Origin of the sequence: Bordetella genomosp. 10 (genome assembly GCF_002261225.1) — a bacterium.
Classification (GTDB): domain Bacteria; phylum Pseudomonadota; class Gammaproteobacteria; order Burkholderiales; family Burkholderiaceae_B; genus Bordetella_C.
The window spans coordinates 632,576-657,908 of sequence record NZ_NEVM01000001.1 but is presented as its reverse complement, the minus strand read 5'-3'; the positions used below and the strand labels follow the sequence as shown (position 1 = coordinate 657,908).

Below are 25,333 nucleotides of genomic sequence, written 5' to 3'. Positions count from 1 at the left end.
TTAAGCCATTCCATTCGGCGACCATATTAACTTGTCAAACAACCCAGAAGGGACACTGTCCGTGACGCGACGACAGACAGTATGAGTCTCTTCCTCGGATAGCGGACGCATTCCCATAGAAAAAAAATATTTGATCTGTTGGGAGCCACCCTGTCGCCTCAGCGCTTCCGTAATCTATATCTGAGCATCCAAGGTTTCTCACGCGATGGGCTGATTGAGCAGCCATCTTCGGCTACAGGGGATGGTTATAAGCTGTCAGATGCGACAGTTGCTGTCGATAGTCTCTATGTGGATTGGAACAAACAGGCAGAAAGATCCGCGAGGCAGTATCTCGATATGATGGGCTTTTCATGTAAGGGACTCATTGAGCGACTGTCGTCGAGCGCTGGCAACAAATACACCAAAAGCCAGACAACCCACGGAGCACATGCAGCAGGAGCATGCTGAAGACCGGCGTGTGCCGTGCGCAGCTCCCTAGCCGCGAAGGCATGATCGCGCAGCCGTGCCACCAAGGGCAAGAGCAGTTGATGGTGCACGCCGGCCCAGTTGGCCATTGTGCTGTCGCTGAGTTCGACGCCTTCGCGAGCGTAGATGGCAGGCTGCCGATGCAAAAAGGTATGGTCTTGCGTACTTGCTGAATCATGCAGTCGCAGCACATGCAGATAAAGCACGGGCGGACGTGCTGGATGACCTTGAAGCTGGCTGGCACGTACTCTACAGCCCAAGCACCACCACTGACTACCACAATCCAGGCAGAACGGGGCGTGCGGACGGGGTTCGATGACCGCACGCGGCAGATACGGCGGCAAGGGGCAACGAATCGGCGCAGACGAGGGCTTGCATGCAGACCGTTCGGTGACGGCTGCCCACTCGCCCTGATTGACCCTGAGCTCTTCGAGTTCAAGTTCCAACGCGATCTCGTTCTTATCATCATGCCTGGACTGTTGCAGTGCTTCGCACTCCTCATGTCAGGCGGAACGTTCCTCACGCAACGCCCGCACCTCTTTGAGCTGCTTGGCAACGGGGCCTTCACATCGATGTCGTCGGGTGGAGGTGAGGACGATTGATTGCATGGTGGCCATTCTATCGGCTCGCCCGCCGCCTGAGCATACGCGGTGCTCGTCACACCTGCGATGGCCGGCTGGTGCACACAGGACATCACCAGTCAAACAGTAAAGGCGGTACTGGGTAGTCGCTTACCACCTAACGACCGCGCAGCTTGCATTAACTGCACGCAAGATCGTGCGCCGCAAGCCGAATTCAGACCAATTTGGCCTCCACAAGCACTCGCTAAAGGAAGGGAGTTACATCGGAACCCTTCCCAATAGATGTACCACTGAAGCGAAACAGCAGCGTTCCAAATCGACCTCCAAATCTATCCTTCCACCTCGTAGTGGCGTTGGGTCCTGCCGTTGAGCTTCTTCTGAAGCGGAAGAACTCGAAAAGCTAGAAGCGTGTGTTCGCCAAGAACACCTCATCTGCAACAAGCAATCAATCACCGTCTCCGGACCTCAGCGACCCGCCGCCGCGGATCCGATCCTTCAACGCGGGAAAGAGAGATTGAAAAATGACTACCCATGACATTATTCGGCACTTGGAGCGCGCTCAACGTGAAGCCACCGAGAACAAGCTCATCGAAGATATCCCACAATCTGAGCTTGATCAGATCGTAGGTGCAGCGCCGCAGGTTCCCCCTACACCTTTTAACAGAATCTGGAGCAAGGCCTTCTAGTTGTTATACGAACAGTTCCTTGCAACGTCTCCGACGGCTCTAACAGGCCCTCGGGGACCTTCCACGGAGGACGTTAACGATGCGCCACATCGAGATCATTCTAAAGGTTGCCGAGAGATGCAATTTAAACTGCAAGTACTGTTACTTCTTCAACAAGGGAAACAAGGACTTTGAAAATCACCCTCCGCTCATTTCAGCGGAAACCGTCCAGAGCCTTGTGAAATTTCTGAGAACGCTGCCTCAGAAAATCTCGGAAACGGCTTTCCAACTAGATATGCATGGTGGAGAGCCTTTGCTTCTAGGACCGAAGCGGTTCGCGGAAATCGTATCGATAATAAAAACCGGACTGCATGACGCAAAGCAGGTTCGATTCACCGTGCAAACCAATGCCGTTTTGATAAACGAAGCTTGGCTTGAAGTGTTCTCGCGCCACCAGATTTCCGTAGGGATCAGTATCGACGGATCCAAAGCACAGCATGACGCGAATCGGATTGACCACCGCGGCCGCGGAACGTTCGACAGCATGGTGCCAAAGATTGCTGCAGTGAAGCAGGCATTTTCCGAAGGACGTATACCTAGCTTCGGTTCGCTTTGCGTGGTCAGCCCTGAGTCCAATGCGAGCACCACTTATATGTGCCTGACTAAGGAGTTAGGCTTCTCTCGCATGCAATTCCTCTTTCCCGACGAAACACATGACTCTGCGAGCCCGACGGATACAGCACGCTTTGTAAAGTTTGTAGGCGATCTCTTCGAGTGCTGGGAAAGAGACGAAAACAAAAAAAATCGAATAAATATTATTGATCTGACGCTGCAGGGAATTCTCCAAAAAAAAGAGAAGGCGTCAAAAGACCGGTTAATAGCTTCGACGAGCGACACAGTAGTTTTCACTGTATCGAGTGGTGGCGACATTGGGCATGACGACACATTGCGAAACGCCGCGCCGGAAATCTTTAACTCCGGCATGAATGTCAAAAGCGCCACTTTTCCAGAATTTCTAGCTTGGCACAGTATGGTCTCCAGCATATGTGCACCACGAAGCATCCCGTCTTCATGCGCCCGATGCACTTGGCTCAATGTATGTGGGCACGTTACACGTGACGAAACCCCTCTCCATCGCATGAAGAATGGTAACGCTGATCAGCCCTCGATTTATTGTGAGGCACTGAAGGCAATGTATTTAAAGAGCGCCGCATACCTCGCCAAGCGAGGGGTTCCGCTCCACGAAATTTCCAAGAACCTCCATTCTTCTGATTCGCTTTAATTGTCATGACAGCATCCAGAACTCTTTTTTTCTTTCTTTAACTATGCTTTTTATTCCAGTCTTGGCAAAAGCGAAAGCAGTGGGTTGCGCTACCACTCTGACTAGCAATCCCGTGCAATTCCAAAGCTCAATTCAATACGACGACATGCAGAGCAAAGCGAATCCGACAGTCCATATTCTAGTCAATGGTAGACCCGCCAAGATGATGCTGGATACAGGCTCCAACTCGCACAGCCTATGGGATGAATTCCTGCTCGACGAGAATCCCAGCGCGACGATCGAGAGACAGCATGCCATTGTCGGTTCAGGCAATGCACGAAAGGTGAAGGCAACCCTGGCGGACTATCATGGAAATGCTATTCGGCAGGACTTCTACCTTCTCACCGAATCGGCTCTTTCTGAAGATGGCTATTCTGGAATATTGAGTCCACAAGCTATCGCAGGGCCTAATGCTGTCGTTGTGGACTTCGAAGAGAATTGCTTTTTTACCAGCCCGCCGTTCGATATAGGAACTGTCAACGACCTCAACATACGACGGGGAACTACCATCCCGAATCCCTACTACGTCATCGCAACTTCGGTCGAACTCGACAACCGTATGATTCCCATGTTGGTCGACTCCGGTGCTCCCTTTACCTTTATTCAAGCTTCGCTACTAGCGTCAAAACCCAAAGGAAAAGAAAGTCCAAAAATTATGGATATATTCAAAGCAGAGCTGCCAAGAAACGAGCACATGAGACTTGTTGATTTGAAAATTAACGGACAGATTCTCAAATCGCTACCAGTAATTCCCAGACATACAAAAAACGAAGAAGTAGTCGATAACTTGGGCTACATCGGTATGGATATCCTGAAAAACAACATCATCTACTACGACGGAACACACCACGATTTTAATCTTCTGAGCCGACAAGGAACCGCCCAACGCCTGCACAATGAAAATGAAATTCGCGCAGACTGACACGTCGAACAGTCATGTTCCGAAAAGCAGCTATAGAGGCGAGCCGTGCTAGACATACGAGCGAGACCATTATTGCCCAACCGCCATCTCTGAAGACCATAGCCGCATTATCAGCGGTAGCCGCCAGCGTGCTGATAGCAATCTTTGTGATAGGAAGCTATACGAGGTACACGTCAGTGGCCGGACAGCTAGTCCCAAGAGATGGCATTGTCAAAGTGTTTTCACCCTTCCGTGGGGTTATCACAGCTAAACACGTAGCAGACGACCAAGAGGTCAAAACGGGTGCCGTCCTCTACGTAGTGTCAGGAGAGCAATGGGATGGCAGTGGCAATCCAACCATGGTAGCCATCAATAAACACCTTTCCGTGCGACAGCAGTTGCTTGCAAAGAATCTTTCAGTCGTGGAGAAATTGCAAGAGATTGAACTGAGGCGATGGAAGCAGCGGTTGGAAAATCAGTCCCGGGAAATCGCCAAATATGGCGAACTAATCGATGAGCAGCGAAAACTCGTGATGCTGGCACGCGATAGCACCAGCCGGTATCGTCGACTCGAGCCACTAGGTGCAGTCTCAAAAGAACTGGCGGACAAAGTCCAAGCCGATTTCCACGAGAAACAGAGTCGACTATATGCTCTTGAACGCGATCACCTCACCGCCATTCGGGTGAAGGAGGACACCGCAGAAACGTTGGCGGGGATGCCGCATAAGCATCAGCAGGAACGTTCGCAGCTTAGAGGAAAACTAGCCGAAATATCTCAACAACTAACTGAAAACGACGCCGCTCGCGAGTTTTCTGTGATCGCCCCTGCCGACGGTTCGGCAACGGCTGTTGTGGCTCATATCGGCCAGCGCGTGAGCCCCACCAAACCTCTCATGTCCATAATTTCAAATGATCAGCCGCTGGAAGCTCATCTTTATGTGCAAAGTCACGCTGTAGGTCATCTAAAGCCAGGCCTGCCGGTGAAGTTACGCTATCGCGTATTCCCGTATCAAAAATACGGCTTACAACGCGGGAACATTCTCTCCATTGCCGAAATCTCGACGCTGCATGAAGAAATCGCAGATATAGCACCCTATCACCAAAACAACAGGAACCCGGTATATCTAGTCAAGATTAATTTAGAGCGTCAATTCCTCGATGATTTGCGTGGCAAGGGACAACGCCTGCGCGCGGGCATGCTACTAGATGCAAGTTTGCCACTAGAGACTCGACGCCTTTTCGAATGGGCGTTTGTACCACTTTATCGATTAAGAGAAAAGCTGTGACACACGGCCAAAAAGAAACAGCGCAAACAACATTTTCTTTTCACAGGGAGCGCCGCATACCGACTGTACTTCAGACAGAGGCTGCTGAATGCGGTTTGGCCTGTCTGGCCATGATCGCGGGATATTATGAACACCGCGTAGGACTGCCGGAACTACGCAGGCGTTTTTTCATCTCTCAAAAGGGCACAAACTTTACCGGACTCGTTCAGATCGCCTCTCGTATGCAGCTGGTCAGCCGAGCGGTTAAATTGAAACTCGATTCCCTAAGAAATCTGCGAACGCCGTGTATTCTGCATTGGGAATTCAATCATTTCGTAGTACTCGAGCGCGTTAAATCTGGCGCAGTATATATTCATGACCCCGCTCGCGGTTATCGGAAAATCTCAATGGCGGAGATTTCACAAAAATTCACGGGAGTAGCGTTAGAACTCTGGCCAGCTACCGAGTTTGAAAAAAAAGACGAACAGCAGACAATTCCGCTATTTCATCTAATCGGTTCACTCGAAGGTCTACGCGGCGCTTTTTTGCAAACTTTCGTTTTCTCGGTGGTGCTTGAAATCTTTGTCCTTGCTGCACCATTCTATGTTCAGTGGACTATTGATCACGTTCTTATTTCGGCCGACGTTGAATTAATGAATCTGCTGGCCACCGCCTTCTTGGTACTGGCCATATGTGAGCACACAACTGCTTTTTTACGATCGTGGTTGCTGATGCATGTGGGTGCCGTATGGAATTTGCGCTGGCGCGCCAATATTTTTTCTCACCTTATCCGTCTGCCGGTCGACTTTTTCAACAAGCGCCATCTAGGAGATTTACTTTCGAAGTTCGGCGCCATCGATGACATTCAGCGCACCATTACCACCTCTTTTCTGGAAGGTGCATTAGATGGCGTCATGACGCTTTTGGCCCTTGCACTATTATTTCTCTATAACCCAATCCTTGCCAGCGTGGTTCTCTTGGCATCAGGGGCCTATGCGACAATTCGTACGATCTGGTTTAAACCTCTGCGTGCTGCCATGCAGGCGCATTTGGTCCATGAAGCAAAACAACAAAGTCACTTCGTTGAAACGCTGCGCGGCATAAGAGCTATCAAGCTATTCTCCAAAGAGGATGGCCGTCGAGGAGCGTGGCTCCCATTGTTGACCGATCAAATCAATGCGAATATTCGCGTCCAACGGCTAACTTTCTTCCATAAGCATTCAAACGGATTTTTTTCTAGTTTCGAAAATATTGTTGTCGTATGGTTAGGCTCGCATTTCGTTATCGCTGGCGAGCTCACATTGGGGACGTTGATAGCCTTCCTCGCGTACAAAGTACTGTTTCAGACCCGCATGTTTGCGTTAATCGACAAGACTGTCGACTATCGCATGCTGGTGGTGCAGGCGGAGCGACTCTCAGATATTGCACTGATGGGAACGGAATATCTGGAGAATCCACAGCATGTCGGCTCAATTGCGGACGACGCAGGCGCTATCCAATTGATAGTTTCGAATCTAAGCTTTCGCTATGGCGACTTCGAACCGCTTGTACTCAACGATGTGAGCTTCACGATTCAGCCGGGAGAATCAGTGGCCATCACTGGCGTCTCGGGTAGCGGCAAATCAACGTTGGCAAACTTGTTGCTCGGTATTCTTATGCCAAGCACGGGTTCCATCGTCGTAAGGAATTCGGCCACCCAACAAACAGACTCTAGGACGCGGCGTCAGGTGTTTGGGACCGTGATGCAGGACGACATGCTCTTTGCTGGTTCGCTATTCGAGAATATTAGCTTTTTCGATCCTGAAGCTGATCCGGACTGGGTAGTGGCCTGCGCGAAGATGGCCTGTATCCACGATGAAATCGAGGCCCTCCCGATGCGTTACGACACGCTGACCGGAGATATGGGTAGCGTGCTATCCGGCGGACAAAAACAACGCGTGCTATTGGCGCGGGCGCTTTATAAGAAGCCCAGCTGCCTGCTTCTTGATGAAGCAACTAGCCACCTGGACATCGCCTGCGAACGCAACGTAAATACGGCCGTCGGTTCTCTTAAGATGACACGAATCATCATCGCGCATCGCCCCGAAACTATTCTTAGTGCGGACCGAGTCCTCCATCTCGAACACGGTAGGATCGTGAGCGAGCGCTAAGGCTGGCTGAGACAACGATGTTGCTCTTTTTGGGCAGCCACTCGGCTTCGTGGCGCGCGCCCAGCGGGACCGCACACCATCGACACTCTGACCCTTGCTGTATTTACACGGCAGGCTGGCGAAGGGCGAATCAAAGCCCCCGCAAATGTCCCCTGACGAATCCCTGCACGGGTGAAACCGTGTTGAGAACCGGCCGAGGCTTCTGATCCCACGTCCGAAACCACCACCCCCAACTCCCGCATTCAATGGAATTCGGTGTCAACATTTGACATCCCCTTTGCCTAATTTCCGGCAGCGCGGAATCCGCATCCACTAACATCGACGACCAAGCAGAAATTCTGTCATCAGGGAGGTTATTGCCGTGTCATCTTACTTGTAGTTTTCTCGGAGAAGAGTTGCGGCAGCATGCTGCTAATGGCTAGCAGCTAGACAAAAGTCACCTTGCGCTCATGAAGGTACGATTGCCCAAATGAAATCTAATAGCTTTTTCTGATCGGAATAATTAAATTCCAAATTTAGGCGACCAATATTAGGCTACATTTTTGTCGTTCATCTTCATAGTTAAATAGCCATGAAAATTGCTGATCATATTAAATACTCGTTAGATGCATGTGATAGCGGAGACCTAGATAAGGCAATGCTCTTTGCGTGCCTAGCCATCGACGGCACGGCAAAGAAGATGTACCCGAAGATTAAGCCCGTAGGGGATAGGTTCAGAAAGTTTATTGTCGAATATCTCGATATCATCGAACTCATGCATGGAGGCCTCAACCTTAAAGATACATTATTCCCCTTCAAGAACAAAAATGGAAGGATTGGCATGAAGTTCGAGAATATCGTCTACGAAAAATTCCGCTGCAATTACGCACATGGCAATCAACTGCCGGATGGATATGGCATAACGATAAAGGTAGCAAATGGCATTCAAAACTTCATGATCGATATCGAACACCGAGCGATGACCTTTCCAGAAAGTGCCATCTATGCACTTGGCTTGCCGTGTGTGCTAGCCCCGGTGAATTCAGATCAAAGAATCGGAAGCAATAGCTACTATTATCGCGACCCAATTAACGGCTATGTTGTTGACCGTTGGTGGGGAAAAGTCGAGTGTGCCAGAAGCATTATGGATTTCGAGAATCAAATCAGGGTAAAAATGGACTTCTCGAATGTTTGGCCATCGGCTTGAGCGGTCTAACTTTTGGGTCAAGCGGACGAGCCTTGGGCAGATCGCTTACCTCTAACGTTAGCATCCCTTTCAATTAGACTCAGCTGGTACCCCCGGGGGCGCCTAGAGTTCCAAACTCGCGGAGAGGAATCCCAGCTCTCTGACCTCCCACATCCCCCCTGTCGAAGTTCACACACGATGGAATCGTGAGTTTCGCAAAATCAATGGTCAGGTTGGAATTGTTCAAACAAGATGGAATTTTTTGTCCAGCTAAGGTAGAACTTTCCCGCTTCTTGTCCACCTAGCGTGGAATTTTTCCTTTTTTGACCCATTCCGCCGGCTCAGTGATACAACCTCAATGGCTTGGCGGTGACCGACATCGGCCAGGAACTGCCTGTCGCAACACCCCCTTGGCCGACTGCTTCAGGCTGGCTGCTGACCCTAGAAGCCATAACGGTGATCGTCAGGCCTCACCCAAACCGGAAGTTGAAGACTAACGTCCAAAAAGTAACTATGCTGTCGATTTTTCCCAGGAGACCAGACAAAATTTTCATCATAGATGGGGGGCAAGACTTCGGCATCTCGTATGGCCAGCAGAATAGCTGACTCACGAATATTAGCTGCCTTGTTACAAGCAAGGTGCGGGCTTGATGAACACCACTGAAAATGAAATCACACGTCTATTTGCTTGCTCATCGCAACGGCCGACGCTTCAAGATTGGAAAGGCCAATGACATCATTCAACGGGCGCGCCGCTTCGGTCTGGACGACATTGACTGGACTAACTCAGCCGGGCTTGAAGTACAGAGCGCCAAGGTGGCGGTACTCCTGGAACGAATTCTCCTACGCATATTCGATAAATGGCGGCTCTCAGCAGCCGAGGTCGCTGCCGACGCAGGCGTGCTTGACGGTGCCACAGAGTGGATGCGCAGCGATTGCCGATGGCGTATCGACTTATTTTTGGCGCACATCGAGGACATCTTTTCATATATCCGCATTACCGGTGAGGCACTGAATACACAGGTAAAGGAACTGACCGCTCCAACATTTGAACTCATTGCCAGACGGGCACAAAACAAGGCGGAGAAAAATGAGCGGAGGGAGGCACGAGTAATTCGCCAACAAGCTGCGGATCGTGCATCACGCGCAGCACTTGAAGCTGCTCTACTCTGCGCAAAAGGCGCCCTTTGGCAAGAATTGGAACGCCACATCGATACGGGAACAATTGTGGGTATGGCAGCGGAAGGCCATGGCTGGACGCTCCTTCTAATAGGTCAGGCTGTGGACGAGCACATCTGGCAGCTGAGCCTGCAAGAGACGCAATTCAGTTGGCCCAACGGCAGCGGAGGGCTCGTCTCGTCGATCTCGGAGTACCGAAGCGGCGAAATCAAAGTCTGCGCAGTGCGTTTCGGCACGAGCTTCTACGATCATTGGCCGATACCGGACGTCACTAGCCATGCGCTAGCTGATGTGACGGAGTTCTTGCGATCTTTGTCCTTAGTTGACCTCGACAAGTTCAAGGCCACCTTGGACACCAGCATCTTCAACGATACTTGGTCTCAAGATGCGCACGATGGCTTGAATACATTCATTGATAGACATCTGCCGACACTGCAATCCAGGCATGCGGCGCGTATGTCGATCCAACTCTTCTAGAGGATAGCGGGCATCCGAATGGCCACAACGTCGGTAAGACCGCCCAGAGTCGAAAGCGGACGGACGAGATATCCTTAGACGGTCCCGACCGGCGCGGCCGGCTCCGGCTAGGTCCACTTTCCTGACCAGAATTCCAGCTACCGTAAACTTCGACACCGGCCCCGGTTAGCTCCCCGAATTTCGCCCAACGGTTGTAGCCGACGCTCGGGTCGTTGGCGCCAAGGGTACGGATAATCTCCACTTCTTGCCTCCGAACCTCAGCATCAGTAGCCGTCGAAGACTCCCACAGGATTTGTTTCCTGATGGTGAAATCGAGCATTTCCCCTCGGGTAAAGTCGCTGCGCAGAAGCGCTTCGTTGATCGAGCCGAAGTAGCTCAGGCTACCCGTGAGATCCATCCCGACGTAGATCTTTCCATTTAGATAAGTGATTTTGTATATGTGCTTCATCTGGGGTTCGATCTGCCCTTGGGGTGAATCGCCTGGCGGGTCTAAACGGCCTCACCGTTGCGAATGAACATGGGACAAATCCGCATCGTCAGACCACGCCGAATCGCGATCATCGGCATCGTATTGGCGTTAGCGTTGCTTGCCGTGATGATTCTTGCGAGGCGTTCGGTAACGGGACCCAGCGATCTCTCTGGCATCCTCACCGTTGCGCGCGATCGAAATGTTGTTGCTTATCGGGATATGGACTGGTGCCGCTATCTAAAGACTGGCACGCAACTTTACGCGGATCCCCCGACCAGTTCCAGCGGCGCCTGCCTGGCAAATCGAGAGCCGTATGCGCCATTCACGCCCGCCTCGAAGGCGATCTTCTCCGAACTGCGACGAGCGTTTGACGCTGCCGGAATAAGCATCATGGAGGCAAGCTTCACTTTCGCAGACGACGGATCTGTTGACTACGCTGATCTGCTAGAACAGCAGCTCGTGGGCCACGATGCCTATCTTTACGACGCTAGGGATGTGCCGCCCTACGAACCCAAAGGTATGGTCACCCGTATCGGGAAGGGCTGGTTCCATTACGTGGGTGAATAAGCCTCCAGTGCTTTCTAGCCGCAGGCGGTCGCTCCCGAACTCTACGGCAGCTTTTAATCCTGGTTGCCCGTCACCCCAATCTTAGAGAACCGGGGGCGGCAGGCCGTGAAGTTTTTCGGTGCGTGTTAAGGCCCACATCCCGAACGGATATCTACCGATCACCCGTTTTGTTCAACCGGCGGAAGCCATTCGGTGGCAGAAGATTGCAGCAAGAGGAATCGAATTTGTCCCCTTCTTGCCTACAGGCGAAACCGTCGATCAGGGGGCAGTTCGAAAATTTCACGCTAGGTGGACAAATTTCATCGGCCGTGAACATCGACAACAATCCGCCACCTCCGTCAACACCTCCCCCAATTTTGTAACAGCCACCCCCTCCCCCCTTGAACCCTCTCCAAGCATCCTTATAATTAGCACTCGCCTCCGGTGAGTGCTAACAAGCACCTTCGCCCTTCCGGCCCCGGGGCAAGCGAGACAACCCCCCTTACCGTTTCAAGAAAACAGGAGTTCTTCATGGCCCTGCGTCCTCTGAATGATCGCGTGATCATCAAGCGTCTGGACAACGAGCGCAAAACCGCCTCGGGCATCGTCATCCCTGACAGCGCCGCTGAAAAGCCTGACCAAGGCGAAGTCATCGCCGTCGGCCCCGGCAAGCGCACGGAAGACGGCAAGATCCTGCCGGTCGATCTGAAGGCAGGCGACAAGGTGCTCTTCGGCAAGTACGCCGGCCAGTCGGTGAAGGTCGATGGCGAGGAACTGCTCGTCATCCGCGAGGAAGAAATCCTCGCCGTGATCCAGTAAATCCCTCATCTCATCAGAATTCCCCGTAAGGAAAGAATATGGCTTCCAAGCAAGTTCTGTTTGGCGACGACGCCCGAGTACGCATCGTCCGCGGCGTGAACGTCCTGGCTAACGCGGTCAAGACCACCCTGGGTCCCAAGGGCCGCAATGTCGTGCTGGAGCGCTCGTTCGGCGCCCCGACCGTGACCAAGGACGGCGTGTCCGTCGCCAAGGAAATCGAACTGAAGGACAAGTTCGAAAACATCGGCGCCCAACTGGTCAAGGATGTCGCCTCGAAGACCTCCGACAACGCCGGCGACGGCACCACCACCGCCACCGTGCTGGCCCAGGCCATCGTTCAGGAAGGCCTGAAGTACGTTGCCGCCGGTTTCAACCCGATCGACCTGAAGCGCGGTATCGACAAGGCCGTTGCCGCCGCCGTCGCCGAGCTGAAGAAGCAATCCAAGCCGGTCACCACCAGCAAGGAAATCGCCCAGGTCGGCTCGATCTCGGCCAACAGCGATTCCTCCATCGGCCAGATCATCGCTGACGCGATGGACAAGGTCGGCAAGGAAGGCGTCATCACCGTCGAAGACGGCAAGTCGCTGGAAAACGAACTGGATGTCGTCGAAGGCATGCAATTCGACCGCGGCTACCTGTCGCCCTACTTCATCAACAACCCGGAAAAGCAAGTCGCCGCGCTGGACGATCCCTTCGTCCTGATCTACGACAAGAAGATCAGCAACATCCGCGATCTGCTGCCGGTGCTGGAACAAGTCGCCAAGTCCAGCCGTCCGCTGCTGATCATCGCCGAAGACGTCGAGGGCGAAGCCCTGGCGACCCTGGTGGTGAACAACATCCGTGGCATCCTGAAGACCACCGCCGTCAAGGCGCCCGGCTTCGGCGATCGCCGCAAGGCCATGCTGGAAGACATCGCCATCCTGACGGGCGGCGTGGTCATCTCCGAAGAAACCGGCATGTCGCTGGAAAAGGCCACGCTGCAAGAGCTGGGCCAGGCCAAGCGCATCGAAGTGGGCAAGGAAAACACCACGATCATCGACGGCGCCGGCGACAGCACCTCGATCGAAGCCCGCGTCAAGCAAATCCGCGTGCAGATCGACGAAGCCACCTCGGACTACGACCGTGAAAAGCTGCAAGAACGCGTGGCCAAGCTGGCCGGCGGCGTTGCCGTGATCCGCGTCGGTGCCGCGACCGAAGTCGAAATGAAGGAAAAGAAGGCTCGCGTCGAAGACGCCCTGCACGCCACGCGTGCGGCGGTGGAAGAAGGCGTCGTGGCCGGCGGCGGCGTGGCCCTGCTGCGTGCCAAGCAAGCCATCGTCGACCTGAAGGGCGATACGCCTGACCAGAACGCCGGCATCAAGCTGATCCTGCGTGCCGTCGAAGAACCGCTGCGCACCATCGTCACCAACGCCGGCGAAGAAGCCAGCGTGGTCGTCAACACCGTGCTGAACGGCAAGGGCAACTACGGCTACAACGCCGCGACCGGCGAGTACACCGACCTGGTCGAGCAAGGCGTGCTGGATCCCACCAAGGTGACCCGCACCGCCCTGCAAAACGCCGCCTCCGTCGCCAGCCTGCTGCTGACCGCCGAAGCCGCCGTGGTCGAACTGGCCGAAGACAAGCCCGCTGCCCCGGCGATGCCCGGCGGCATGGGTGGCATGGGCGGCATGGACTTCTAAGAAGTCCTTGCCCAAGAGGCGGCCGGCAACGGCTGCCTTCCCAAGCAAAAACCCCGGGGGTTGGAATCCAACCCCCGGGGTTTTTTACGTCTATGGTCTATGGCGAGCGAGGCGGCAAGGCAACTTCTTCGCTTTATAAAATCGCCCTCGCTCCGCCGCCTCCGAGACCTCAACTCTTGAAGTAAGGATGCTCCGGCGCGAACAGCAGGGTCATCGCGCCCCGGCGCCAGGCCGGCGGCGTATCCTTGCCCAGCAGGACCGTCGCCATCGCATAGGCCTGGCCGCGCATCGCGGGCGGCAGGCCGTTCAGGCTCTGTTCCGCCACGGCGGCCGGGCGCTTCTGCTGGAGCGCTTCGAGGAACTGGACCATGGCCGGCTTGTAGCGCTGCAGCGCGTCCGGCACCTGGGCCAGCAGCGGCGCATAGTCGCGCTTGGCGCGCGCCGCCAAGGCGATGCTGGTCCAGATCGTATCCTCGTCCAGGCCCTCGCCGCCCGGCAGCGCCAGCGCGCGATCGACTGCGGCTTGCGACGCGCCGTCGGAAGCGCCGACCAGGCGCAGGATGCGCGCCTCGGTCGCGGGCTTCTGGTGCGCGAGGCCGACGGCGACTTCCAGACGCCCCTGGGCCAGCGCGGAGAAGGCCTGCAGGTCGGGCCGCTGCGCCAGGCCCTGCCCGGTTTCCAGCACGCGCAACGTGCTCAGCTCGCGCGAATTGCTGACGATCTCGTCGATGCGGAAGGTATCGGGATGATCGCTGGCGCGCATCACGCGGACCAGCTCCGACCCGATGGCGGGCTGCATCATGGGCAGGTGCAGATAGCCCGTCAGCAGGCGCGGCTGGGCGGTCGCCCAATCGCCCTTCGCCGCCGCGAGATAGCCGGCCGCATTGGCGAACCAGGCGTGCTGCGGCCAGCGCTTGTTGCCATCGAAGAAGGCCTGGTCCTTGGCGGGAGACTCCGGCATGCAACGGATGGCCAGGTATTGCGCGTCGGCGTCCGCGGGATTCGCCTGCGCCTGCTGCTGCAGGTCCTTGCACACCGCCTCGCGCTGCGCGCCGGTGGTCGTGTCCTGGCGCAGGCGATTCAGCATGATGTCCTTGGGCGCGAGGCGCAGGCGCTGCGCCAGCACCTCGTCGAACCCCGGCGCGCCGGCCGCGGCGATCAACCATTCCATGGAATGCGGGTTGGTGGGCGGATCCCAGCGCGCGTGCGCCAGCAGCATGGTCGCGCGTTCTTCCTCGGACGGCACCAGGCGCAGCAATTCGGCCGGGCTGCCGTCGCCGCCGCCCTCCAGCGCGGTGCGCGTGGCCCCGCCTCCCTTGGTCTTGACGGAATTGGGCGGGTCGCGGAAGAAGTAGTCGACGCTGATGGTGCTCCACCGCGGCGCGCCGTGCCACACCGGCGGCCGCTGCGAGGCGTTGCCGTAGGCGGCGGTCCACTCCACCAGCGGGCTGGCGCCGGCGACGTCGTACACCACGTGGGAGAAGCGGCGGTCGATGTCGCCGTTGAAGGACTCGATGACGTCGCCCTTGAGCGTGCGGGTCTCCACCGTATAGGCGGCGCCCGGTTCCATCGTATGGCTCACGTAGCCGTGAGCCGGCACCTGCACCCGCAGCTTGTCGCCCACGCTGACCATGACCGGCTGGGCGAGCCCGTTATAGATGATCAAGGTGGCGTTGCCCAGGAACATGCTGATGCCCAGCACGACCGCGACGATGGCGCCCGCGACCGCCAGCCGCAACAACGAAGGGAACACGCCGTCGGCGATGAGGAAGCGGCTCCACCAGTTCAGCTTGGTCTGCCGTTGGCGCTCCTGCCCCGGCAGCAGGGTGCTGTAGGACCGCGGCACGCGCGGCGGCGTCTCCGCGGCATCGAGCGGCGCCTGTTGCAGGGCGTGCGCGGCGATGCGCGATTCGGTCAGCAGCAGTTCGTCCAGGGAGCGGCTGCGCAAGGCGCCCAGCATGCCCGTGGCGGAGTTGACCCAGCCGTCGATGACGTCGATCCAGCTACCGAGATTCTTGGCGGTGGGCTCGGTCAGCTCGAACGCGCCCAGTTCCTTCGGAAAGTCCTCGATGCCGGTCGCCGCGGCCAAACGCGGATTCAATTGCACCTCGGTGGCCTTGGCGTAGGTCTGCTGCAGCGTCGCGTAGAGATCCTTGGCGGCGGCGAGGACGCGCTTGCGGCCGCCGCGACTGACGCGGCGCGCGACGGTCTCCACCGAAATCCGGCTATGGAAGGCGGCGTTGGCGTCGCGCAGATCGGCTTCCGCGTGATCGGCGAAATGCAGCGCGCGCAGCACGCCTTCCAGATAGGCGGCCCATTCGGGGCCGGCGTTTCGCGCGGCCGCCAGGTGCCAGCTACGGCAGGCATAATCGTGATCGCGCAGGCGGGCGCGCACCGTGTCCAGGTTGCGCTGCGTCGATTGCAGCAGCGACGGCAGTTCCGACAGCGACGCCTCGCCGCCGCGATGGCGGATCTTGCCGCCCTCGACCTTGAGGTCGCCTTCGGCCAGGCCACACAACTGGTCGACATCCAGCTCCAGGGCGCGCAACTCCTCCATGTCCTGCGTCAGGCTGGCCGGATAGAAGCTGGCGTGCACCGCCGGATCGGCCGAGGCCGACGGATCGAACAACGCCCCCGCGTCGGCGGTGTGGCGCACCGGCGAGCGGCCGAAGTAGATGCCGCGATAGCGGCTGTCCAGGTACTCGCGGTTGAACTGTTCGTCCAGGCGCCGCAAGGTGACGTCCGGCGCTTCCGGCGCGACCGCGTCCTTGTCCTTGGGGCCGAGCGTGATTTCCGTCAGGCGCAGGCGCAGCGCCTCGACGTCCCGGAACAGGTCCCAGGCGCTGCCCTCCTCCACCGGCGAGGGCACGTAGTTGGCCTTGGCATTGGCTTCGCGCTCGTGATTCAGCGGGTGGGTCAGCCACATGCGCGGCGGCTGCGCCAGGCCGGCCGTGAAGACGCGGTGCGCGGCCGGGTTCTCGGCGGGCACGGGGTCGACGACGCCGTAGGTCCTATCGTTCAGGATACGGCGCATATGGCTCAGGATGCGGGTCTGCACCGCGAAGATATCGGCCGGCGGATGGCCGTCGCCCTTCTCGTTGAAGGCGAAGCGCAGGGCGCGGTCCCAGGAGTCGTCGGCGGCCTGCAGGCGATGCAGCGCATGCACCAGGGCGTCGCTACCGGTGAGGTGCACGGCGACGAGGTCGGCGTTCAATTCCATTTCGCGCGACAAGGCGCGCTGCATCAGCACCACCACGCGGAAGGCGGAATCGACCAGGGCGCGGATGGCCCAGACGATCAGGCTGATCAGCCAGCCTATCCAGGCGATGCGGAAATCCGAATTGGAGATGGATTGCAGGAAGCGGTCGAAGCGGTCGCGCCGCGCCACCAGGTGGCCGGCGATCTGCTGGGCGATGTAGACCCAGCGGCCGACCGCCATGGAGCGTTGGGCAAAATGGCCGAATTCGTGCGCCAGCACCGCGCGCAGCTCGCCCAGCGTCAAGACGTTGACGAGCCCGAGGCCGATCTCCAGGTTCTTGCGCGAGGGCATCAACAGATTGAGGATGGACAGGTCGTACGACACCGACGCGTTCACCCGCGACGACAGGAAGACCCGGTGCGGCCGCGGCGCGCCGGCGGCGTCGGCCATGGCGCGCAGGAAGGCGAAGAGTTCCGGCTGCGTATCGGCCTTGACCTCGTATTCGTCGTCGACGCTGCCGCGCTTGACGAAGAACAGGCCCTTGAGCATGAAGGCGGCCAGGAAGGCCGCGCAGCCGCCGACCGCGTAGCCGACGATGACGTTGTCGCCGGCCGATTCGCCGGGACCGGCTAGCGCGCCGCTCGACGCGATGGCGCCGCCCAGCAGGCGATAGGCGGTATAGACCAGCCAGCCGGCCAGCCCCAGGTAGAGCACCATGAATACCAGCAGGCCGGCCACGGCGATCCAGGCGCGGTTGCGATAGGCGCTGGTCGGGCGGGGAGGCGATGACGTGGCGGGGAAGCCGGGCGGCAGCGAGTCGGGGAGTGTGGACACGAGCAAGTTCCGTCGTTGGGGTCTTGGATTCAGGCCCGCGGCGGTGTCCTTGCTTACCGCAGCGCGGAGCGCCCGAATCGTAGCCCAGCCACGGCCGGCTTTGCTACAAATAGAAACTCAATGTGTAATAGTTGGAATCAATACCCATGGAGTCGTGTGACTGCCGAGGGGCAAGCGTTGTTCCTGGATGGAAATTTTGCCCATGGGATTTTCCCAGGGCAGCCCGTCGCCAAGCCGGCGCCGTCATCCCATGCAGCTTCTTTTCCCTACGGATGACGTAAACGCGGGGCGCAGGAATGAGCCCTGCCCAGCAATTTCCTTTTGTTTCCGTTTGCAGAGGGGCAAACCGAGGGACGCGAAGGCATAGCTATGCCCACCCGGCAGCCCCGGCGGGCATGCCAATTGCAACGCCGACACAGCCGAATCCCATTTCCTGGGACAGCCTGCCGGTACTATGAGACCCTCGGCCTTTGAGCAGCCTTCCACGATCCGCATACGCCATGTCCTATTTGTCCCGCCTGCGCGACCGCCCTTCCACCCTGCTGCGCCTGCTGATGGCGTCGGCGCGCCAATGGTCCGAGCACCGCGCGTCCAGCAAAGGCGCGGCGCTCGCGCTGTATATGGTGTTCTCGCTCGCCCCCATGCTGATCCTGGTGATCGCGCTGGCCGGCATGTTCTTCGGCGAAGACGCCGTGCGTTCCCAACTGGTGGACCAGTTGCGCGACCTGATGGGCGACCGCGGCGCGGAGGTCATCCAGATCGTGCTCGCCAGCGCGCATGAATCGGGCAGCGGCGTCATCGCCACCGTCATTTCGCTGGGCGTGCTGATATTCAGCGCCACCACCGCCTTCGCCGAATTGAAGGAGAGCCTGGACGAATTGTGGGAAGTGCGCGGCCAGAAGAAGGCCGGCGTGCAGGGCCTGGTGCGCAGCCGCCTCTTGTCCTTCGGCCTGGTGCTGGTGCTGGCGCTGTTCCTGCTGATCTCGCTGACCGTCAACGCGGCGCTGGCGGCGGCGCATCACTACTACGGCGCGCTATGGGCCAATTCGGCTTTCGCGACGCTGGCCGACGTCCTGTCCAGCCTGTTCTCCTTCGCCGTGGTGGCCGCGCTGTTCGCCGTGATCTACAAGCTGCTGCCCAACGTCACCATCCCCTGGCGCGACGTGGTGCCGGGCGCCATCGTGACGGCGGCGCTGTTCGTGCTGGGCAAGTGGGGGATCGGTCTCTACCTGGGCAGCGGCAAGGTGGCCTCGGCCTACGGCGCGGCCGGCTCGGTGGTGGCGCTGCTGCTGTGGATCTACTATTCCGCGCAGATCTTTTTCTTCGGCGCGGTGTTCACCCGGCAATATGCGCGCCACCTGGGGTCCAAGTCCGAGGAAACGCGGACCGTGCCGGCCGACCCCGCCGCCTAGGGCCAGGCCCCAGGCGCCGGCCGCATCCTCAACGCATTTCCGTCAGCACCGATTCCTTGAAGCGAAAGCCCCACCCCGGGCCCTCGCGCGGAAAGGCGTTGCCGTTCTCCATGCGCATGGGCGTGTCGATGAGGTCGTCGATCCAGTCGTAGCTCTCGGCCGCCAAGCCGCCGGGCGTGCCGCATAGCAGCGGGACGTCGTAGTCGCGGTAGTAGTGCGGCATGATCTGCACGTGATGGGCGGCCGCGTAGGCGGCGGACGCGCGCCAGTTCTCGACGCCGCCCAGGCGGATCAGGTCCGGCTGCCACATGTCGATGCCGTTGCCGGCGATCAGCCGCTTCAGGCCTTCCAGGTTGGACTCCGACTCGCCCATGGCCAGCGGCAGTCCGGTCTGGCGGCGCAAGGCGGCATAGCCGTCGTAGTCGAGGCGGTCCAGGGGCTGCTGGAACCACACCATGCCCAGGTTCTCGGCCTCGCGCGCCAGCAGCAAGGCATCCGAGCGTTGCAGGCTCTGGTTGGCGTCCATGATGATGCGCACGCTGGGGCCGATGGCCTGGCGCGCCTTGCGCAGGCGCGCGATGTCGCGCGAGATATCGGAGGAGCCCACCTTGATCTTCACCGCGCGATAGCCGCGGCGGGCCTGGTCGGACACATGCTCCACCAGCTCCTGGTCGGAGAACGACAACCAGCCGCCCGAGCCATAGACGAGGATGCTGTCGCAGTGGGTGCCGAACAAACGATGCATGGAGACATCCAGCGTGCGCGCCCATGCATCCCACAAGGCGACGTTGACCACGCCCAGGGCCCAATGCAACAGCCCCTCGTTGCCGAAATACGCGTGTTCCATGGTGCAGCGCGTCCGCAGCAGGCCGGGCGCGGCGCAATCCAGGCCCACGGCCTGTTGTTCGATATCGCGCAGCGCGCCGCGGATCGCGTGCGGGGAATAGTGATAGGCCAGCAGATAGCCCTGGCCTCGCTTGCCGTTGTACAGCTCGATTTCCGCGACCAGGAAACCGATGGCGGGTATCGTGTGCGCGGCGTCGACGATGGGCTTGCCCAGTTGGATCCGGGCTTCGTAGAAACGCAATGCGCGCACGGCGGTGGGTGCCTTGCTCATGCAATATGCTCCAGTGCAGGCGCCGGATCACGATGAGCCGGCGGCGTCGATGGGTATCGGTCCAATCTACCCGAGGACGCCGCCGCTACCGCGTTCGAATTCGTTTCGTCGGTAACCTCGCGCTTCCGCCGCGCCGGCCCCGCCGCCGCATGGCCTCATTCAGCCATCTATCAGATCCGGATCCCAGGCATGGACCGTCTGATGCTGTTCGCCCAGCCCCGCGACGCCCAGGCGCATTTCGTCGCCCGGCTTCAGGTAGCGCGGCGGCTTGGCGCCCATGCCCACGCCCGGCGGCGTGCCGGTGCTGATGAGATCGCCGGGGTACAGCGTCATGAAGCGGCTGACGTAGCTGACCAGTTGGGCGACGCCGAAGATCATGGTGCGGGTATTGCCCGTCTGCGCCCGTTCGCCATTGACGTCCAGCCACATATCCAGCGCCTGCGGATCCGGCACCTCGTCGGCCGTCACCAGCCAGGGCCCGACCGGCCCGAAGGTGTCGCATCCCTTGCCCTTGTCCCAGGTGCCGCCGCGCTCGATCTGGTATTCGCGCTCGGACACGTCGTTGACCACGCAATAACCCGCCACGTGCTTGAGCGCGTCGGCCTCGGACACGTAGCGCGCGCGGGCGCCGATGACCACGCCCAGCTCCACTTCCCAGTCGCCCTTGACCGAGTCCCGCGGCAGCACCACCGGGTCGTTGCAGCCGACCGCCGCGCTGATGGGCTTCATGAAAATGATGGGCTCGGCCGGCAAGGCCAGGCCGGCCTCGGCGGCGTGATCGGCGTAGTTCAGGCCGATGCACACGAACTTGCCCATGCCGGCCCAGGGCAGCGCGATGCGGCCGGGCTGCGCCACCCGCGGCAAGGCGGCGGGGTCGATCCGGGCCAGCGGCGCCAGGCCCTGCGGCGTCAGCAGGTCGGCGGTAATGTCCGTCACCACGCCGGACAGGTCGCGCACCTGGCCCTCGCTATCCACCAGTCCGGGTTTTTCGGCGCCCTTGGCGCCGTAACGCATCAACTTCATGGCTATCTCTTCCTCGAAGTGAAAAAAGGCCCCCACGCCGCGCGGCTGCGCCGCTTGCTGCCCCCCGAGGGGGCGCTTTTCATCTTGGGAGCGGCCCGGCGATGAAAAATATCCGCGCCGCGCGGGATGCCGCGCGCGCCCCGACGCAAACTCTACCGCACTGCCGCCACCCGCGGCAGTTATGATGCGGGTCCGGCCGCCATTCCGAGCCGCCGGCATCGACACCCGCGGGCCGCGCCCGCGCGCCCCCACGACGTATTCGCCATGACGCCTACGCCCCCTCCCCAGCACTCGCCTTTCAAAAGCACCGGCGGCGTGCGCCGCATCTTCAACGCCCTGCGCTATTCCCTGCAGGGCCTGAAGGCCGCGCTGCGCTACGAAGCCGCTTTCCGCCAGGAACTGGCGCTGGCCATCCTCATGATTCCCGCCGCCTTCTGGCTGGGCCGATCGGTGGCGGAAGTCTTCCTGCTGATTTTTTCCGTCATCATGGTGCTGGTCACCGAACTGCTCAATTCCGCGGTCGAAGCCCTGGCCGACGCCCTGTCCGTGGAAATGCATCCGCTGCTCGGCCGCGCCAAGGACCTGGGCAGCGCGGCGGTCATGCTGTTGCTGATTTTCACCGTCGTTCTCTGGGTTGCCGTCGCGCTCGGCAGGTTCGTCCTTTAGGCCGCCTGCCGGTCTCCTTGAAGACGCCAGAATATAGGGATATTTGAAAGTTTTCCTTACGAGTCAGGCGGCTGAAAGTCTATACTCGCGCCATGCCGCCGAACCCCCATTCCCCGTCTCCGCATCGTGTCGTCATCGTCGGGGGCGGCGCCGGGGGCCTGGAGCTGGCGGCGCGTCTGGGCCGGCTCCATGGGCCGGACTTCGTCACCCTGGTCGACGCCAGGCCCTTCCATATCTGGAAGCCGTCGCTGCATGAAGTCGCCGTCGGCACGCTGGACATCCACCAGGAAGGTTTGTCCTACCTCGTCCTGGCCCATCTGTGCGGATTCCGCTTCGTGCTGGGCAAGCTGGCGAGCGTCGACCGCGAGCGGCAAACCATCACCGTCGGCACGATCACGGACCCCCAAGGCATTCCCGTCATCCCCCAGCGCGCCCTGCCCTACGACACGCTGGTGCTGGCCATCGGCGGCCAATCGAATTTCTTCGACACGCCGGGCGCCGCGCGGCACGCGGTGACGCTGGACGCCACCGAGAACGCCGAGCAGTTTCGCCTCACCCTGCTCAAGGCCATGATCCAGGTGGACCAGGCCAAGGTGCACGATCCGACGGCGCGGCTGAACCTGGTCATCGTCGGCGGCGGCTCCACCGGCGTCGAACTGGCCGTCGAGCTGCACGAAGCCGGGCGGGTGGTCGGCGCCTACGGCCTGCCCAGTTTCGAGCCCGACCGCGACCTGACGATCACCTTGATCGAAGACGCCGATCGCATCCTCGCGGCCCTGCCGGAGAAGCTGTCGGCGGCCGCCCACCGCCGCCTGGCCGAACTGGGCATCAAGCTGCAGACCGGCCGCCGCGTCGCCGAGGTCACGAGCCACAGCGTGAAGATGGCCGACGGCGGCGAGTTTCCCGCCCTGCTTTGCATCTGGGCCGCCGGCATGCAGGGCCCCGCCGTGCTGCGGACGCTGGACCTGCCGCTGAACCGGCTGCATCAGGTGGAGGTCAACGAACGGCTGGAAACGGCCGACGCGCGCGTGCTGGCCCTGGGCGATTGCGCCGCGGCGCCCTGGGCGGGACACGGCAGCGTGCCCGCGCGGGCCCAGGCGGCGCACCAGCAGGCCGCCTACCTGGCGCGCAAGATCGGCTGCCGCATCCGCCGCCAGCCGGAACCGGACAACGCCTTTCACTACCGGGACCGCGGGTCCCTGGCCTCCCTGGGCCAGGGGGCAGGCTTCGGCAGCCTCATGGGCAAGCTGGCCGGCCGCGGCCTGTTCGTAAGCGGTACACTGGCACGCCTGATGTACATGAACCTGCACCTGATGCACCACCGCGCGGTGCTGGGCATCTGGCGCACCCTGTGCCTGGCGCTGGCCCGCCTGCTGATGCGGCGCACGCGGGCGCGGGTCAAGCTGCACTGAATCCATTCCCGGCCATGGCCTGGCCTCGCACCAGCCGGCCCCGGCCCGTCTCTCGCCGTTTACCGTATCTCCCATGAATTTCAAGCAAAAACTGGATCAAGCCTGGACCACGACCAACTCGCTGCTGACGGTGGGATTGGACCCGGATCCGGGCCGCCTGCCGGCCGAGCTGGCCGGCAAGCCCGACGCCATCTTCCAGTTCTGCAGGGACATCGTCGACGCCACCGCGCCCTATGCGTGCAGTTTCAAGCCGCAGATCGCCTATTTCGCCGCGCATCGCGCCGAAGACCAGTTGGAAGCGCTGTGCCAGCACATCCGCGCCAACCACCCGAGCCTCCCCATCATTCTCGACGCCAAGCGCGGCGACATCGGCTCGACCGCCGAACAATATGCGCGCGAGGCTTTCGAGCGCTACCAGGCCGATTCCGTGACGGTCAGCCCCTATATGGGATTGGACTCGGTGGAGCCCTATCTCGGCTGGAGCGATCGCGGCGTCTTCGTGTTGTGCCGCACGTCCAACCCGGGCGGCTCCGACCTGCAATTCCTCAAGACCGAGGACGGCCAGCCGCTCTACCTGCACGTGGCTGGCCTGGTGGCCGACATCTGGAATCGCCAGGGGCAGTGCGGCCTGGTGGTCGGCGCCACCTTCCCCAATGAACTCGCGCTGGTGCGCGAGCGCATCGGCGACGACGTGCCGCTGCTGATACCGGGCATCGGGGCCCAGGGCGGCGACATCACCGCCACCGTCAACAATGCCCGCAACCAGGCCGGCACCGGCATGTTGATCAATTCGTCCCGCGCCATCCTGTACGCGTCGGGCGGCGACGACTGGCGCGAAGCGGCCGCGGAATCGGCGCGGGCCTTCCGCGACCAGATCAACGCGGTGCGTTGACGGCGTAATCGAAGGAAATCAGACGGCGTCCAGTTCCGTCTCGCGCACGCCCATCATTTCCAGCACGCCGCGCAGGGCGAACACCACGGAAGCCTGGCGCACCTGCGCGCGATCTCCCTGGAATACGTGCGTGGCGGCCAGCGTGGTGATGCCGTCGCCGGCGCGCATGGCAAAGCCGAAGCAGACCAGGCCGACCGGCTTGCCCGGCGTGCCGCCTTCGGGGCCGGCGATGCCGGTGGTCGATACCGCGATGTGCGACACGCGCGAGGCCAGCAGCACGCCGTTGGCCATTTCCACCGCCACGGGCTCGCTGACCGCGCCGAAGGAATCGATGGTCTCGGTGGGCACCTGCAGGTCCACCGCCTTGGCTTCGTTGCTGTAGGTCACGTAGCCGCGGTCGAACCAGCGGCTGGCCCCGGGCACGGACGTGATGGCGCCCGCCAGCAGCCCGCCGGTGCAGGATTCGGCCGTCCCGAGCATCCAGCCGCGCCGCGTCAATTCCTTGCCCAGCCGGGTGGCCAGTTCGATGGCATCCCCGCCATCATCGCGATTCATCATTGCAAGACTCCTAGTCGAACCAACACGGCCATGCATAGCAAGGCATAGACAGCGGCCAGCAAATCATCCCACATCACGCCGATGCCGCCCTTCATGCGCGCATCGAAGTACTTGATCGGGGGCGGCTTCACGATATCGAAGGCGCGGAACAAAAGGAATGCGACCAGTTGCGCCATCCACGTGGCCGGACTCAGCCACAGGACCAGCCAAAAGGCGACCACCTCGTCCCATACCATGCCCACATGATCGTGCTCGCCCAGTTCCGCGCCGACGCGGTGGCAAACCCAGCAACCATATACGAACGCAAAAGCAAGAAACAGGCCCAATGCCACATTGGACGCCGGCGGCACGGCCACGCGCCACAGGAACCAGGCCATCAGCGTGCCCCAGGTGCCGGAGGCCGGACGCACCAGGCCGCTGCCGAAACCGAAGGCGATGAAACGGGCCGGGGTCCGGCAGATCCAGCCCAGGGTGGGATAAGGCACGCGGGCGCGGTCGCGCATGGACGGCGAAACGGGCGGCTGCCCGGAATTGGGAT

General features: G+C 59.9%; 19 protein-coding genes and 1 pseudogene. 14 read left to right on the top strand and 6 right to left on the bottom strand.

The window, feature by feature from the left end; all coding sequences use genetic code 11:
• Positions 1-138: 138 nt before the first annotated feature.
• On the top strand, positions 139-447 hold the full coding sequence (locus CAL29_RS32255) for an Ltp family lipoprotein (RefSeq protein ID WP_373559689.1): 309 nt from the start codon (positions 139-141) through the stop codon (positions 445-447).
• Between the two features lie 38 nt (positions 448-485).
• Here the strand turns inward: CAL29_RS32255 and CAL29_RS32250 are convergent.
• Positions 486-656: pseudogene (locus CAL29_RS32250) on the bottom strand (IS66 family transposase); the annotation flags it as partial.
• A 1,155-nt stretch (positions 657-1,811) separates the two neighbouring features.
• Between CAL29_RS32250 and CAL29_RS02825 the strand changes: the two are divergent.
• The 9 genes from CAL29_RS02825 to groL all read left to right on the top strand — a co-directional run bounded on the left by CAL29_RS02825 (position 1,812) and on the right by groL (position 13,682).
• Positions 1,812-2,993, top strand: coding sequence for a radical SAM protein (locus CAL29_RS02825; protein WP_094851471.1), 1,182 nt, complete (start codon positions 1,812-1,814; stop codon positions 2,991-2,993).
• Between the two features lie 112 nt (positions 2,994-3,105).
• Entirely contained in the window at positions 3,106-3,954 is an 849-nt protein-coding gene (locus CAL29_RS31195; protein WP_143277591.1) for a hypothetical protein, read from the top strand.
• A 14-nt stretch (positions 3,955-3,968) separates the two neighbouring features.
• Positions 3,969-5,219, top strand: a complete 1,251-nt coding sequence (locus tag CAL29_RS02820) for an HlyD family secretion protein (RefSeq protein ID WP_094851470.1) — start codon at positions 3,969-3,971, stop codon at positions 5,217-5,219.
• A complete protein-coding gene (locus CAL29_RS02815; RefSeq protein WP_218831797.1) occupies positions 5,216-7,348 on the top strand; it encodes a peptidase domain-containing ABC transporter in 2,133 nt (710 codons plus the stop codon). Before CAL29_RS02820 ends, CAL29_RS02815 begins: the two co-directional genes overlap by 4 nt.
• 571 nt (positions 7,349-7,919) lie before the next feature.
• Positions 7,920-8,534: a hypothetical protein gene (locus CAL29_RS31190; protein WP_143277590.1), complete on the top strand. Its 615-nt coding sequence runs from the start codon at positions 7,920-7,922 to the stop codon at positions 8,532-8,534.
• 645 nt (positions 8,535-9,179) lie between these two features.
• Positions 9,180-10,169: a hypothetical protein gene (locus CAL29_RS31185; RefSeq protein ID WP_143277589.1), complete on the top strand. Its 990-nt coding sequence runs from the start codon at positions 9,180-9,182 to the stop codon at positions 10,167-10,169.
• Positions 10,170-10,680: 511 nt separating this feature from the next.
• On the top strand, positions 10,681-11,205 hold the full coding sequence (locus CAL29_RS31180) for a hypothetical protein (protein ID WP_143277588.1): 525 nt from the start codon (positions 10,681-10,683) through the stop codon (positions 11,203-11,205).
• Between the two features lie 510 nt (positions 11,206-11,715).
• Positions 11,716-12,003 carry a co-chaperone GroES gene (groES, locus tag CAL29_RS02800; RefSeq protein ID WP_094851468.1) on the top strand — a complete coding sequence of 96 codons (288 nt, stop codon included), beginning with the start codon at positions 11,716-11,718 and terminating at the stop codon, positions 12,001-12,003.
• A 38-nt stretch (positions 12,004-12,041) separates the two neighbouring features.
• Positions 12,042-13,682, top strand: a complete 1,641-nt coding sequence (gene groL, locus CAL29_RS02795; protein ID WP_094851467.1) for a chaperonin GroEL — start codon at positions 12,042-12,044, stop codon at positions 13,680-13,682.
• 169 nt (positions 13,683-13,851) lie between these two features.
• Here the strand turns inward: groL and CAL29_RS02790 are convergent, their stop codons facing one another.
• Positions 13,852-17,715, bottom strand: a complete 3,864-nt coding sequence (locus CAL29_RS02790) for a M48 family metallopeptidase (RefSeq protein WP_094851466.1) — start codon at positions 17,713-17,715, stop codon at positions 13,852-13,854.
• A 500-nt stretch (positions 17,716-18,215) separates the two neighbouring features.
• Between CAL29_RS02790 and CAL29_RS02785 the strand changes: the two genes are divergently transcribed.
• Positions 18,216-19,127, top strand: a complete 912-nt coding sequence (locus CAL29_RS02785; protein ID WP_094851465.1) for a YihY/virulence factor BrkB family protein — start codon at positions 18,216-18,218, stop codon at positions 19,125-19,127.
• A gap of 28 nt (positions 19,128-19,155) precedes the next feature.
• On the opposite strand, the gene CAL29_RS02780 is transcribed toward CAL29_RS02785, so the two are convergent.
• On the bottom strand, positions 19,156-20,244 hold the full coding sequence (locus tag CAL29_RS02780) for a mandelate racemase/muconate lactonizing enzyme family protein (protein ID WP_094851464.1): 1,089 nt from the start codon (positions 20,242-20,244) through the stop codon (positions 19,156-19,158).
• 159 nt (positions 20,245-20,403) lie between these two features.
• On the bottom strand, positions 20,404-21,267 hold the full coding sequence (locus CAL29_RS02775; protein ID WP_094851463.1) for a fumarylacetoacetate hydrolase family protein: 864 nt from the start codon (positions 21,265-21,267) through the stop codon (positions 20,404-20,406).
• Between the two features lie 264 nt (positions 21,268-21,531).
• Between CAL29_RS02775 and CAL29_RS02770 the strand changes: the two genes are divergently transcribed.
• The 3 genes from CAL29_RS02770 (at position 21,532) to pyrF (ending at position 24,237) form a co-directional block, all read left to right on the top strand.
• Positions 21,532-21,933, top strand: a complete 402-nt coding sequence (locus CAL29_RS02770) for a diacylglycerol kinase (RefSeq protein WP_094852667.1) — start codon at positions 21,532-21,534, stop codon at positions 21,931-21,933.
• Positions 21,934-22,025: 92 nt separating this feature from the next.
• Complete coding sequence (locus CAL29_RS02765) at positions 22,026-23,345, top strand: NAD(P)/FAD-dependent oxidoreductase (RefSeq protein WP_094851462.1); 1,320 nt, start codon at positions 22,026-22,028, stop codon at positions 23,343-23,345.
• Positions 23,346-23,418: 73 nt separating this feature from the next.
• Positions 23,419-24,237 (top strand): orotidine-5'-phosphate decarboxylase, encoded by an 819-nt coding sequence (gene pyrF / locus CAL29_RS02760; protein WP_094851461.1) that lies wholly within the window; start codon positions 23,419-23,421, stop codon positions 24,235-24,237.
• Between the two features lie 18 nt (positions 24,238-24,255).
• Here pyrF and CAL29_RS02755 read toward each other — a convergent pair whose 3' ends face one another.
• Both CAL29_RS02755 and CAL29_RS02750 read right to left on the bottom strand, forming a co-directional pair.
• Positions 24,256-24,795 carry a CinA family protein gene (locus tag CAL29_RS02755; protein WP_256977150.1) on the bottom strand — a complete coding sequence of 180 codons (540 nt, stop codon included), beginning with the start codon at positions 24,793-24,795 and terminating at the stop codon, positions 24,256-24,258.
• On the bottom strand, positions 24,792-25,298 hold the full coding sequence (locus CAL29_RS02750) for a phosphatidylglycerophosphatase A family protein (protein ID WP_094852666.1): 507 nt from the start codon (positions 25,296-25,298) through the stop codon (positions 24,792-24,794). Before CAL29_RS02750 ends, CAL29_RS02755 begins: the two co-directional genes overlap by 4 nt.
• Positions 25,299-25,333 lie beyond the last annotated feature (35 nt).